Origin of the sequence: Catenovulum adriaticum (assembly GCF_026725475.1) — a bacterium.
Classification (GTDB): domain Bacteria; phylum Pseudomonadota; class Gammaproteobacteria; order Enterobacterales; family Alteromonadaceae; genus Catenovulum; species Catenovulum adriaticum.
In genome coordinates this window covers 1,963,043-1,977,079 of sequence record NZ_CP109965.1, presented here as the reverse complement: position 1 = coordinate 1,977,079, position 14,037 = coordinate 1,963,043, and the positions used below count along the sequence as shown (strand labels likewise).

Genomic DNA, 14,037 nt, shown 5'->3' with positions numbered 1-14,037 from the left:
GTTATGCAAGTTAATCGTCTTGCCCACATTTTTCACTATCTTTGCAATAACCATAAAGATGTAAGCTGTGGTTTGTGAGTTTCATGCCATGCTCTTCGGCAACCATTTCTTGGCGCTCTTCAATAGTATTATCAATAAACTCTACTACTTTGCCGCATTTTAAGCAGACAAGATGATCGTGATGCTTTTTTTGGCTTAACTCAAATACAGATTTGCCACCTTCAAAATGATGGCGGTTAACAATACCTGCATCATCAAATTGGTTCAAAACACGATACACTGTGGCTAAGCCGATCTCTTCACCTAAATCGAGTAGTATTTTATATAAATCTTCAGCACTGATATGTTGATGTTCTGGATTTTGTAATAGCTCAAGAATTTTTATTCTAGGAAGGGTAACTTTTAACCCTGCTTTTTTCAGTTCAGTATTTTGTTCAGACATAATTATTTGCTATTCGATAAATTTACAAAGATTATATACCTAAACTGCATTAAGATGCGAGTTTAGGACTCTAGTTTATGGCTTTAATTTTATAAAATCACTGCTTAGGTATATTTACAGCAGTACAAGTTTTTATTAAGAGCTCGTTAAGGTTTTTTTGTTTATGGATAAGGTATTTAAATACCCTAATTTTGTGAAGTTTGCATTAAATATTTGGCCACCGTTTTTATGTTGTGGTATTCGGTTTACCGAGATAGCTAAAGACTTTAGCTATGCACGAGTGGAGCTAAAACACTGGAAGCTTAATTTAAATGCAAATCGTACTCAGTATGGCGGAAGTATATTTAGCATGACTGATCCTGTATATAGTTTGTTATTAATGGCCAGCTTAGGAAAAAAATATCATGTTTGGGATAAATCAGCTGATGTTGACTTTATTCACCCCGGTCGAGAAACTTTAGTTGCTGAAGCATTTTTAAATAGTGAACGACTGAATGAAATTCGAAAGGCGACCGAGTCGGGTGGTAAAATTTATCCAACTTTTACATTTCATGTTAAAGATAAGCACGGGCAATTAGTGGCTCAAGTTAACCGCACTTTATATGTTAGGTTAAAGGCTAAATATCGACCTAAAACTGTCCATAAAGGTGAATTGTAAACGCACATATAAAAAAGCCCAGATAATAGGTATCTGGGCGAAATGTTAGACTCAAAGGGGTGAGTCTATTTGCGCTAACTAGCTAAACCTGTCTGCCAAATCTAGCTAGATGATTTAATTGTAGAATAGCTTTATATTCCTGCCCAGTATTGGTTGGATTAATTTGTTCCTAAAGGCGGCTGTTAAGTCTTTTTAGTTATATACCGAGCAGCCTAAAAATATGCTTTTAGGCTATACATTGCACATCCCGTTAAAAACGAACATTATCTCTCACTAAATCGCGTGGCAGTAGGTTTTTAAGTTTATCAGGCAGTCGTTTTGCAAACCCTAATGCTTGACCATTCGCAAGCACCAATACTTCACCTTTACTTAGCGCATCTAATTCATTGTTTTCGAACCAAATATCTTGGCCTTTTAAGTATTGCGCAGCTTGCTCAGGTGTTAAGTTCATCGCCTGTTTATTAAAGTACTGCGCAAAATTAACGGCTAAATTATGATCGAGCTTGAAGCCATGTTTGGCTAATTCGGCTAATTTTACCCCCACGCGTGAAAATTTCACTTTGCCAATAAGCTGCTCAAAACCGGGTGGAAAATACCATACTTCTTGATTGCGCTGATAACAATGTGCCAGTGGAAAAGCGTCACAAGCAAATTGCTGTGATAAATATTGAGCAAACGTATCCGCTAATTTATGACTAATTTTAGGGTAGGGGAATTTACCCAAACGGCGGAATGGGTTATTTTCTGCAATTGGAGTGGCACCGGTTTTTTTGATGCGAGCAATAAAAAAGCCTTCAGAGTCGTACAATTGAGGCCAAACATGTAAAAAGCCGTCAGGCGTTATACTTTGCTCTGCACCTTCAAATAATTGATCAAGAGGCTCAAACTCAAGTTGATCTGGATATTTTTGTAAAAGTGCTTGGCAGATTCCTTGATTTTCAAATGGGTTTAAAGTACAAGTGGAATAAATCATGACACCGCCAATTTTAAGTGCGTGAAATGCGGCATCAATTAAATCAGTTTGGGTTCTCGCAATCTCGTGAACGCTGCTTTCACTCCAGTTTTTCATTGCATCTGGATCTTTACGTATAGTGCCTTCACCACTACAAGGCGCGTCTAATAAAATGGCGTCAAAGGTTTCATTTAAATGTTTAAATAACCGCCCATCCATATGGGTAAGGGCCGTATTAGTCACTGCACATCTTTGAATATTGGCAAACAGCCCTTTACTGCGACTAGATGAAAATTCATTCGCAACAATAACTCCTGAATTATTCATTAATGCCGCCAGTTGAGTGGTTTTAGAGCCAGGCGCAGCGGCTAAATCTAAACAAGCGTCTAATTTTGTTTGATTTAAAACCAGCGCTTCAGGAGGGAGCATAGAGCTGGCCTCTTGAATGTAAAAAAGGCCAGTAACATGTTCTAATGTATTCCCCAAAGCGATTTTATTTTCTTGCTCGGCTGGGCGCTCTACCCAAAAGCCGGTGTTACACCAAGGTATTGGTTGTAATTGCCAGCCTTGTTGTTGCATCTTATCAATAAAATCATTGACTGAAATTTTTAAAGTATTAACTCTAATACTTTTTCGAAGTGGCTTAGAGCAATACTCAAGAAACTCATCTAGGCTAATTTTTTGTGGAATATGGGGTTTAATAAAGTCAATAAAATGCTGTGGTATAAAAGCTTTGCTCACGGTTTTGTTCACTTAAAGTTCAGTATGGCAGAAATATACTGTAGCTATCACGCAATGCAAGTATTGAGATGATTTAATCTAAATTATCATGCTAATCTTCTGGCATAAACTCGCTATAAGCCAAGCTAATTCAAATTTTGAACATGCTAAATGAATTTTGAAGCAGATGTTAGGTCAAATAACTGATAAGTAACATTATTAATAACAGAGGTAATATGAGACAAATAACAAATAAGCGTAATAAAATGACTCGCGTTAAACAATTGGTTTTCAGTGCCGCTTTGATAAGTTTGGCTTGGGCGACACCGAGTTTAGCGAATACTCAAACGGTTTCTGAGCAAATTAACGTTAATGGCAAAGGGGCTGTGACAGCCATACCAGATAAATTGACCGTTAATTTATATATTGAAGAGCACAATTTAAGTGTATCAAAAGCCAAACAAATTGTAGATGCGAAAAGTAAGCGTTTGATTAATAGTATTTTGCAGTTAGGGATAAATGAACAGCAGGTGCAAAGTTATCAATTGAGTATACAACCACACTATGAAACTTTACCAGATCATAAACGAGAGCAAGATGGCTTTATGGTGAGTCGTACATTTAAAATACAATTAAATAATTGGGATAAATTTGATACTTTAATTGATAAATCTTTAGGCTTGGGCGTTACTCGAGTCGGTCAGATTAGTACTTTAATTTCAAATCGTTATGATCTGTATTTGCAGGCTTTGGAAAAAGCGGTCGAGCAGGCAAAAGTGAAAGCTGCTATTTTAGCTAAACAAGCAGGTCGAGATTTAGGTGCTGTTATTCAAATATCTGAGCAGGGCGGCTATCAGCATTATGTTGCTGAATCAATGAGCTTTAAATCATCAAGTAGTAATAGTTTACCAGGCACAGCTGAAATTCAAGCGAGTGTATCTGTTAGTTTTAAATTAGATTAAATTAGCTTTTAAGGTTTAAATTAAAGTGATAGTTAAATGCTTGGCTATCACTTTAATTTAGGTTGGTCAGGAGATGTTAATTTGTTGACGCTTCATTTTTGTAAAACAACGCGTATAAGCAAGGCACTATGCATAAGGTTAATAAAGTCCCCACAGCTAAGCCGAATGCTAATACACAAGCCAGTCCGTAAAATAATGGGTCATGGCTTATAATTAACGGTAGTAAACCTAATACGGTAGTAATTGTTGTCATACAAATAGGCCTTAGCCGGCTATGACAGGCCTGCTCAATTGCTTCCATCATGCCCATGCCAGATTCACGATTTATATCAATTTTGTCAATTAATACAATGGCGTTATTAATTATAATACCGGCTAAACTATATAACCCCAGTGATACCATAAACCCAAACGGTGCTTGCATTATCCAAAGCCCCGATACCGCACCAATAAAACCTAGCGGAATGGTTGCAATAATAATTAAAGGGCGTCTAAATGAGTTAAATTGCACTATTAGTAAAATAATAATCAAGGCCAAAACTAAAGGCATATTTTTCGCTAATGCTTGTTGGGCATCGCTTGATTCTTGCACTACACCGTCATATTCAATGGTGTGATTAAGTGGTAGGTTTCGTTTTAACTTTTGAATTTGAGGGTCAATTTGTTGTTTTAATATTTCGGCTGTCATCGATAAGTGTCGAGCTTCTACCGTTACAGTTTTGAATAAATCTTCTTTTTGAATTTTAGAAAATTCATTGTAAGGTTCAAAATCGGCAATTTGAAATAAAGGAATATAGTGATTAGAAGCCGGAGAATAAATACTTACTGTTCGTAATCTGTCTAAGTTATGACGCTCATTTAGCTCAGCTCGGTAAATAATAGGAATAATATTATCATTTTCACGGTATTGAGATATTTGTGCACCGCTAAAGTAGCCTTGCAAAGTGGCTGCGACATCATTTGAACTAATACCGGCTCGCCGAGCTTTTTGTTGATTGACTAGTACTTTAATTTTGCTGATTCGGCCTTCCCAGTTATTGCGAATGTCTATGGTGCCATCAGTTTTTGCTAATAAGGCTTCAATTTTTTTCGCTTGTTGGTAAATAACATTTTCATCAGGCCCTTTTACCTGAATAGAAATCACGGCTGAGTCAGACGGCCCTAAAAACATCTTGTTGACGTGGGCAGAAACATATGGAAATTTCTCACGAAAGCCATTTCTTAACTGACGAATAGTAGGTTCAATTTGTTCAGCTTTATTAATATTTAATACCATAAACCCTTTGTTTTCAGACGGATCGTCTGGGCTCAACGATAACACAAATCTAGGTCCGCCAAAGCCAACATAAGCCGCGTAAGAGTCAATTTGTGAAAATTGTTCTGGATTGGAAAGCCATTTAAAAACAGCTTGCATGGCTTGGTTAGTGGCCCGGCTGGATGCGTCTGGCGCAAGCTCAAGGTCAACCAAAATCTGTAAACGATCTGAGTCTGGGAAAAATTGCTTGTTTAAAAATGGCATACTGGCAACTGAAACAATTAATAACAGCACACTAAAGCCCAAGCTAATTGCTTTGTGGCTAAGCATCCAGCTTAATATCTGCTGATAACGATCTTGAATTTTGTGATATAGCTTTTTTGCGTCAGATTGGGTTTGTCGTTCGTTTTTAGCAGCGGGTTTATTGACAAAAAAGTAGCAAAGTACGGGAGTCACACTTAAAGCCAACAACCAACTGGTCATTAATGAAATTAAAATCACTAACGATATTGAACGGGTATATTCACCTGCTACGTGCTGCGCTAGCATCAAGGGCAAAAAAAACAAAATGGTACTAATGGAAGAGCTTAATAGCGGCACCGCCAAAGAGCTTGGGCCGTGGGTAAGCGCATAAACTCTATCTTCTCCGCGCTCTAATCGAGCTTTAAAATCTTCAGCGATGACAATGCCATTATCGATCAATAAACCTAGTGCAATAATCAGCGTAGCTAGGCTCATTCTCTCTAAATTTATGCCGGTAAAATTCATAACGGCTAAGCTTAGTAGCATTACACAGGGGACTATACTGCCAACAATTAAACCGACTCTAACCCCTAAAAACACCATAACTACCAGCAACACGATAATTAATGTTTGTAGTACATTAATTGAAACCCCATACACGGTTTGACTTACTTGGTCGGCTTGATAAGTTGCAATTTCTAATTGGTAACCGACGGGCAAACTTTGCTGAATTTCGTTTAATTTAGCTTTCATTTTAGGGCTAAAATCAAGCACGTTGTAACCATTTAACATGGAGATCGCAAATATTAACGCGGGTTTGCCGTTGTAATAAGCTAGCTTGTTAGGTGGATCTATATAGCCGCGTTTTATTTTGGCTAAATCTCTTAATAAAATGGGTTGCTGCAATTGCGGCAGGGTAATGAGTAGCTCGCCTATTTCTTGGACCGAATTAAAATTACCAGAAGGTTCAATTGCAAAACTTTTTAATCCGGTATCAATTGACCCGCCCGGGCTGATAATATTTTGGCTCTGTAAAATAGCGCTTAGTTGCGCGGGGGCAATACCAAGTTGCGCTAATTTTGTATTGGATATTTCTAAATATATTTGTTCTTGCTGAATGCCCAATAAGTCTATTTTTTTAGTACCTTTAACGGCATACAAAGTATCTCGAATGTGTTTTGCCATTTCATGCATTTCGGCTAAAGAAAAGCCGTCAGCCGTTAGCGCTAACGTAATAATAGCAACATCGCCAAATTCATCGTTAACTATTGAAGGTTGCGTTCCTGACGGTAATTGTGATTGTGCAGCTGATACTTTGTTGCGAAGGTCTTGCCAAATATTATCTAAATTAAAATAGCGATCAGCGATTTCGACATGAATAACAGATGAACCCGTTGAAGAAGTGGAACGAATTCTTTCAACCTCAGGGATTTTCCGAATAGACTCTTCAAGTTTTTTAGTAATTAAGCGTTCGACCCGGGCAGAAGCCATGCCTGGATAACTTGTTGAAACAATTGCTTCGCGAATGGTTATTTCAGGATCTTCACGAGCCGGTAGTGTAAAGTAACTTAATACGCCATATAAAATACTCAGTGCTAAAATAAAAAATAATGGCTTTTTATAACGCAAAGATACAGCCGCAATATTCATTCTGCCGCCTTAATTAAAAATGGTAATTTGTTTTTCGAGTAACTTAACCGATTGGCCATCTTTTAAAAAAGAAACGCCAGCAGTTGCAATAATATCCCCAGGTTTTATGCCTTTTGATACCAATACTTGGTTGTCTATTATGTTTTCGGTTTGCACAGCAACTTTTTTAAGCGTATGGCTTTGTTGTTGATACACAAATACAAAAGCTTGTTGGTTTGCACCAGCCAATAAAGCGGCAACTGGAATTTTAACCGTATTGCCCTGATAACCTGAGCGCCCAGTGCCATTAAATTTAAAGGCGACTTCAACCGACATGCCCGCTTTTAACTCTGGATTTTGTGTGGTCAAATTTAAAATCACTGGAAAGGTATTAGCTCCTTGGGCCGTGTTTGAAATTTCAGTAACTTGTGCATTTAAGGTTTGGTTTGGGATAACTTGACTGGTTACTTGGCAAGTTAACCCAGGCTTAATATTTTTAATTAAGGTTTCAGGCACTAATACGGATACTTCGAGCCCGTTACTGGCTTCAATAGTTAATGCGGTTTGACCGACATTAATTTGCTGAGAGGGTTCTATTAAACGCTGGCTAATATGTCCATCATAAGGTGCGAATAGCTGAGTATCGTTTAAGTTTTTACGAGCGATATTATACTCTGTTGTTGCGACCTCTACCGTACTTTTAGCTGATTCATATAAAGACTTGGCGTTATCAAATGCAGAAAGCGAAACCAGTTGTTCGGCTTTTAGCTTTTTAAAGCGCTCAAACTCAGCTTTTTTGTCAGCATAATTAGCTTGAGCTTTATGTAAGTTACCTTGAGCAGCTTGTAACGATAGCTGATAATTTTCTGGCTGTAATTGTGCTAATTTATCACCCGCTTTTACCTTATCGCCTAATTTAACCCAAACTTTTTCAACTTTGCCTGCTACTTGAAAGCTAAGTGGGGCGAAATCAACGGGTTGAAGCTCACCTGCAATATGTCTTACTTGGGTTAGTTGGTGTTGTTGCACTTGCATCCAAGCAATACTTCTATCAACTAATTCTTTGGGGGCTTCAGTTGGCTGACAGGCATTTAAGCAGGTTATTGCAATTAATACTTGGAACCAAGATAAACTTAAAATTTTGTTTTTAAACGTCAATGTCATAATTCCGTAGCCTGGGTAAAAGGTTTGGTGTTTAATTTTAGTATGAATGATTCATTAAAGTTCAATTCTCGAACAAATGAAAGTTTTTAAAAGCTGCATTGTTTGCGGGTGCATGTGACGAAAAACAAATGAATGAACACCCAGCAAAACAAATATAGTCTATATTCTACTGGGTATAGTCGGCTATTTTTGAGTTTGGCTACTTCTATCTAAATAGCAGCCAATTTCAGTAAAATCTGTGGTGCTGGCTTTTAATGCTTTTATAGCTGATTGCATAGGCTCAGTAGTAACATTTTCAGTCACATCTATATAAAACATTTCTTCCCACGGACGTCCTTTGATTGGACGAGATTCAATTTTACACATATTAATATCGTGCTGTTTGAAAATCATTAACGCATCCACAAGTGCGCCCGGTCGCTGGCCAACAGCTAATACTAATGAGGTTTTAGCTGCGCATTGAAATGGCACATTAACTGATTCACGAGCAACGATAATAAATCGTGTTTGATTATCTTTTTGGTTAGCAACATCAGCTTGGATTGATTGCAAATTATAATGTTTGCCAGCTTCTGCACTCCCTAAAACTGCCACACTTGGGTCATTTAACTTTTTAACAACTTCTAACGCAGACGAAGTGCTGTCCATAACCTCAAGTTTGATATCGTCAAACTCAGCTAAAAAGTCGCTGCATTGAGCAATCGGTTGGTGGTGACCATAAATGGTTTTTATTTGAGCAGGATTCGTTTCGCACGCAACCAGTAAATTGTGTTTTACAGGGATAAATAGCTCATCTACAATTTTAAGTCGAGTTGTTTGTAATAAATCGTAAACTTCATTAATACTGCCAGACGAGGTATTTTCAATAGGGATAACACCTAAGTCTGCTTTTTTATCTTCAACCGCTGCAAATATGGCGTTAAAACTATTACAACCTAGATCAATTAAGCCGCCATTAACACCAGCTAAATACTTTTCAACTGCGGCATGGCTGTAGCTCCCTTTACTGCCTAAGTAAGCAATTTTATATTCAGCGCTTTTTATTTCAGGGTTATTTAGCTGTAATAAATAATCTTGCTGTAGTTCGACTGAATCTTCAATAATTTGTCGATACACTTGATTTATATAATCGGCTTTTAAATTCAGCTTTTTGCCTTTTTCCGTCAAATTTTGTAGTAACAAAGTTTCACGGTAGCTGTCACGAATTGCTTTTTTTGTTTCAACTTTACTTTGCACGACTTGAAGGCTTAGCGCTCTTCGCTGGGCTAATAAGTTGAGTAGGTTTTCGTCTAATGCAGTAATGTCGTTTCTAACTTGGTCTAAATCAATTTTTGCCTTTGCCATCGTAGTTCTCGTGCTTATGCACATTTATTTATCGCGAATAAAAAATTGCGCTAACTATAGCGAAAAAACAGCCAATGATAAAACCTTTATTAGGGAACTTGTGTTGTGAGCGGCGTGTTTTGTGCTTTTTAAAACTAAATTAGGAACTGTTTGTACGAAATATCTCACAATTTTAAGATATTACTTGAGTTTTGATATGTATCGTGTAAAAAAGAAGCAACAGGTAAATTTAGTTTACCTGACTTTAACTCAATAAAGCACATTGCTAATAATATAAAATATGATGACTAAAAATAAAAAAATAAAAAATATACCAAAGTTACTCTATCTTACATTAAGCTTAATATTAGTGCTTTTGTTTTTGTTAAGTTTTGTATTTTATCGCGCACTCAGTAACCTTTACAACTCAAACCAAGCTCAATTGACCGAGCAACAGTTTGTTAATTTACAACATGCCGAACAAGTTTTTCAAGCTCGTTTTGAACAACAAGCATTATCCGTTGCAACTCACCCAAATGAATCTAAGTTATTAAGCAACTCGGCTTCATTTATGGTTCAGCTTGATTCTAAAAATACGATTTATCGTCAGACATTTCTTACAAAAGAAGGCGCGATTGCCCATCAATTGCCGTTAAGCTTTATTGATAAGCTCAACAACGCTTTTGTAAACAACACCATTAAAGCCACTTGTTGTGGTTACACCAAATTGGCTAGCAATACTTGGGCTCGTGTCGGCTTGAGTCAATTAACTGATCAAAGCTGGTTGATATACGGTGAACTAATTGATACTGATACCAGTTTAATTAAACAAATCAGCGCATACACCAGCAGACCGGATAAGCTTAGCGGGCTTAACGTACAATCACTATTATTTAAAGATTTTTTCAAACCCGCTGATGAATTAGAAATTCAATTAAAACCACTGCATTTTGCACAAATACACCAACAGCCGCTTTGGCTCATTTTTGTGGCTATTTGTGTATTAACCGTGCTCGCTTTTGTATTGGTTATTATTTTAAAGTGGCGAGATCCAAAGCAGAATTTAGATAAACTTAAACAAGAAATCATGAGTATTAAGCCGTTAAATTCAACGTCAAATCATAAGCTCGGCTCAACAAATACAGAAGACACGGCTGAGCTAGCTGAATCTATTAACGCGATGTTAGATGAATTATATGAAACCCGCGAATTTAATAAAGTCGTCCTTAACTCTATTGGCGATGCGGTTATTGCGACTGATCTTAAAGGCGTAGTGACTTATTGTAATGCCGCAACTTATCAAATTATTCCGGTGGATGAATCAGAGTTAATTGGTCAGCCTGTTTCACAAGTTTTACCTTTTGTAAATCGAGCGGATATCGATAAATTAAATGCTTCTTTAACCGATGTGATTCGGCAAAAAAACGAAGGTGCTGGAGAACGTTACACACATGAATTTAAACGTAATTTAGAAATTTTATTTGTTGAAAAACACATTACTTTATTACGTAACTCAAACCACGAATCTGTGGGTACCGTTATGGTTTTACGTGATATGACACAATCAGAGCGGCTTAGGCAAAAACTTAACTTTCAGGCCAGCTACGATGTGGTGACTAAGTTATTGAATCGACATAAATATGAAGAACAGCTCAATTTTGCAGTACATAGCGCTAAAACAGACAAACGTGAACATATTTTATGCCAGATTGATTTAGATCGCTTTAAACTAATTAACGATAATGCAGGACATGCTGCAGGCGATCAGTTGTTACATGAAATTGGTGCTATTTTACGTTCATTTCTGCGAAAAACAGATATTTGTGCCCGAATTGGTGGGGATGAATACGGCATTATTTTATTTGACGCTCGGCTTAAACATGGTCTAGCAATTATCGAAAAAATTCATGAACATATTAAAAGTTATCGTTTTATTTGGGCTGGTAAGGTTTATAGTGTAGGGGCTAGTTTTGGGTTGACGGAAGTCAATCAGTCCACACATAACAGTGCTGAAGCTCGGCGTGAAGCAGATGCTGCTTGTTACTTGTCAAAAAGCCAAGGACCTAACCATATTCAAGTTTTTGATAGCGCAAATGAGCATTTAAACTCGCACCATCAAGCACCACAGTGGGCAGCTAAAATTAACGATGCCTTAATTAATGATAAATTTGAATTATTTTTTCAGCGGATTAATCCAACCGTTGGTAAAAGCGAACGAGAGCACGTCGAAATTTTATTACGAATGAGAGACGAAGCAGGTATTTTACTTGCGCCAGGCTTGTTTTTACCGGCGGCGGAACGTTTTCGTTTAATGTCAAAGATTGATCGTTGGGTCATTAAATCGGTATTTACTTGGTTATCATCTCGCCCAAGCATTTGGGATTCAGTGACTTTATCTATTAATTTATCGGGTGAGTCACTAAATGATGGAAGTTTATATGGTTATATTATCGACTTACATCAAAAAGTGGGTTTTCCAAGTGAGTCTATTTGTTTTGAAGTAACAGAAAGTGCAGCCGTAAATAACTTAGTTACGGGGCGAGAGCTTATTTTACGTTTGAAAGCTTATGGTTTTACGTTTGCGTTAGATGATTTTGGTAAAGGCTTTTCATCTTATAGTTATTTACAAAACCTGCCTGCAGAGTATGTCAAAATAGATGGTGGCTTTGTCAAAGAGATGATTTCAAACAAGCGAGATCATGAAATTGTGCGCTCAATTCATCAAATTAGTAATGCAATGGGTATGAAAACAATTGCCGAATATGTGGAAGACGATGAAATATTAGAAGCGCTTCGAGAAATAGGAGTCGATTATGCGCAAGGTTTTGGTATTCAACGGCCCGCGCAATTGAAAGAATTTAAGCCCGTCGCCGAAATTATCTCAAATGTGGTTATTCAACCTCAAGCCGATGCAGAGCTAAATTCAGAAGTGACGATAGCAACGGACTAGCACGCTAATTTTATTGCACCTAAAGTAAAAATATAGCGTCTGAACATAGCTAAACAAAAGGCTCATCAACTCACCCAGAACTCATATAGTTTAAGCAATATCTGAATGAGTATAAATGACAAACTGGTCGCGACCTTGTTGTTTTGCTTGATATAGAGCTTTATCGGCTTGGTTTAAACAAGTCTCAATATCATGGCTGATTTCTGACATACCTATTTCTGAAATACCTATGCTCACCGTGACATCTAGCTGGGTTTGTTTTTCTGTGGGTATTTGCAAATGATGTGCACAGTTTAAAATGCGTAGCGCAATAGATTCCGCATTTTGAATACCGCAATCTAGCATTAAAATTGCAAATTCTTCTCCCCCAATTCTAGCAAAAATATCGTGCTCTCGAATTAATTTATTATGTAAAGTATCACATAAGGATGTTAGTACTCGATCACCTGTTTTGTGTCCATACTCATCATTAATACTTTTAAAATTATCTAAATCAATCATAAATAAAGTAATAGGAAGATTTTTTCGGTGCGCTAAATTTAATAATGCATGGCCTTTGTCAAAAAAAGCCCGTCGATTATAAATTTTAGTGAGTGGATCGCTTGTTGCCAGAATTTTTAGTTTTTTATTGACTGATACTAGACTGTTTTCAGCATAACGACGACGCTTAATTTCTTTTCTCAGTGATGTCGTTAAATAAGCAAAGCGCCAAGTAATAATAGATAACAACGAAATTATTAAACCTGAAATCACCATATAGTGTACAAACCATGGAGAGCGGCTATCATTTGGATTAAAGATAAAGTCACTAATGTTATCTGTTGATTTAACCATACCCAATTCGTAATAGTTATTTGCAATTTTTTGCCAACGACCGGGGTTCATGTGACCAATTGTAACTAACTCTGGCATCACTAATTTTTTGAGCTGTAGCGCTTCATATCGTAAATGCTCGATGGATTTATGAGGCGCATATTTAGCATGAATGAGTTCAACGGTTTCATCTATATGACTAAACGCATATTGCCAGCCTTGAAGAGAGGCTTTAGTAAACACTTTTACGAGTTCAGGTGACGATTTAGCTAATTTACTATGCGTTATCAAGACATCATTATAAAAGTTAACTCCATAATCAACAGGGTTAATAATATTGTATTCAATATTTTTTTGTTGGAGCAAAAATGGTTCGTTTGAGATATAAGCATTAAGCGCATGGGTTTTTTCGTCAATCAAGTTATCTACCGTAAAATTAGTTTGTTTAAAATTAATATTCGATAAACTGATATTTTCTTTTTTGAATACAGTTAATAACTCAGCGCTTTCTATTGGATTTAAGATCGATAGGGTTTTGTTCGTTAAATCGTGAGGTCGGGTTAAATTATTCTTTTTTAGGGTAATCCAGATAAGCGGGGAGCTTTGCATTATAGCGGCCAGTGCGACTATAGGTTTACCTTGAATGTGGCTAATAATGGCACCCGAGCCACTAATCGCAAAATCAGCCTTTTGGTTGATTAAATTATCGACAGGGTGAAACGCGTTAGGCCCACCCTCAATTAAGCTAACGCTTAGTTCTTGTGCTTGATAATAACCTTTTTCAATGGCCATATAATAACCAGCAAACTGAAACTGGTGACGCCAGCGCAATTGTAAATTAACATCTGTTGCTGAATGTAACGGCGAGGTGATTACAACAAGCAAATAGATATATGGTTTAATTCTTTTAAGTATGCCCATTACGT

Annotated in this window: 9 protein-coding genes; 3 read left to right on the top strand and 6 right to left on the bottom strand. The window is 37.0% G+C overall.

What is annotated here, in order from left to right; genetic code table 11:
* Nucleotides 1-10: 10 nt before the first annotated feature.
* A complete protein-coding gene (gene fur / locus OLW01_RS08630; protein WP_268073442.1) occupies nt 11-442 on the bottom strand; it encodes a ferric iron uptake transcriptional regulator in 432 nt (143 codons plus the stop codon).
* Between the two features lie 163 nt (nt 443-605).
* Here fur and OLW01_RS08625 point away from each other — a divergent pair, with 163 nt between their 5' ends.
* Nucleotides 606-1,100 (top strand): DUF4442 domain-containing protein, encoded by a 495-nt coding sequence (locus OLW01_RS08625; RefSeq protein ID WP_268073441.1) that lies wholly within the window; start codon nt 606-608, stop codon nt 1,098-1,100.
* A 250-nt stretch (nt 1,101-1,350) separates the two neighbouring features.
* Here the strand turns inward: OLW01_RS08625 and rsmF are convergent, their stop codons facing one another.
* The gene (rsmF, locus tag OLW01_RS08620) at nt 1,351-2,793 is read right to left on the bottom strand and encodes a 16S rRNA (cytosine(1407)-C(5))-methyltransferase RsmF (protein WP_268073440.1); all 1,443 of its coding nucleotides are present in this window, start codon (nt 2,791-2,793) and stop codon (nt 1,351-1,353) included.
* A 215-nt stretch (nt 2,794-3,008) separates the two neighbouring features.
* Between rsmF and OLW01_RS08615 the strand changes: the two genes are divergently transcribed.
* A complete protein-coding gene (locus OLW01_RS08615; protein ID WP_268073439.1) occupies nt 3,009-3,734 on the top strand; it encodes an SIMPL domain-containing protein in 726 nt (241 codons plus the stop codon).
* Nucleotides 3,735-3,810: 76 nt separating this feature from the next.
* Here the strand turns inward: OLW01_RS08615 and OLW01_RS08610 are convergent, their stop codons facing one another.
* The 3 genes from OLW01_RS08610 to pheA form a co-directional block, all read right to left on the bottom strand.
* Entirely contained in the window at nt 3,811-6,882 is a 3,072-nt protein-coding gene (locus OLW01_RS08610) for an efflux RND transporter permease subunit (protein WP_268073438.1), read from the bottom strand.
* A 9-nt stretch (nt 6,883-6,891) separates the two neighbouring features.
* Entirely contained in the window at nt 6,892-8,025 is a 1,134-nt protein-coding gene (locus OLW01_RS08605; protein ID WP_268073437.1) for an efflux RND transporter periplasmic adaptor subunit, read from the bottom strand.
* Nucleotides 8,026-8,208: 183 nt separating this feature from the next.
* On the bottom strand, nt 8,209-9,369 hold the full coding sequence (gene pheA / locus OLW01_RS08600; RefSeq protein WP_268073436.1) for a prephenate dehydratase: 1,161 nt from the start codon (nt 9,367-9,369) through the stop codon (nt 8,209-8,211).
* A gap of 361 nt (nt 9,370-9,730) precedes the next feature.
* Here pheA and OLW01_RS08595 point away from each other — a divergent pair, with 361 nt between their 5' ends.
* The gene (locus OLW01_RS08595) at nt 9,731-12,298 is read left to right on the top strand and encodes an EAL domain-containing protein (protein ID WP_268073435.1); all 2,568 of its coding nucleotides are present in this window, start codon (nt 9,731-9,733) and stop codon (nt 12,296-12,298) included.
* A 90-nt stretch (nt 12,299-12,388) separates the two neighbouring features.
* Here OLW01_RS08595 and OLW01_RS08590 read toward each other — a convergent pair whose 3' ends face one another.
* Nucleotides 12,389-14,032, bottom strand: coding sequence for a GGDEF domain-containing protein (locus tag OLW01_RS08590; RefSeq protein ID WP_268073434.1), 1,644 nt, complete (start codon nt 14,030-14,032; stop codon nt 12,389-12,391).
* Nucleotides 14,033-14,037 lie beyond the last annotated feature (5 nt).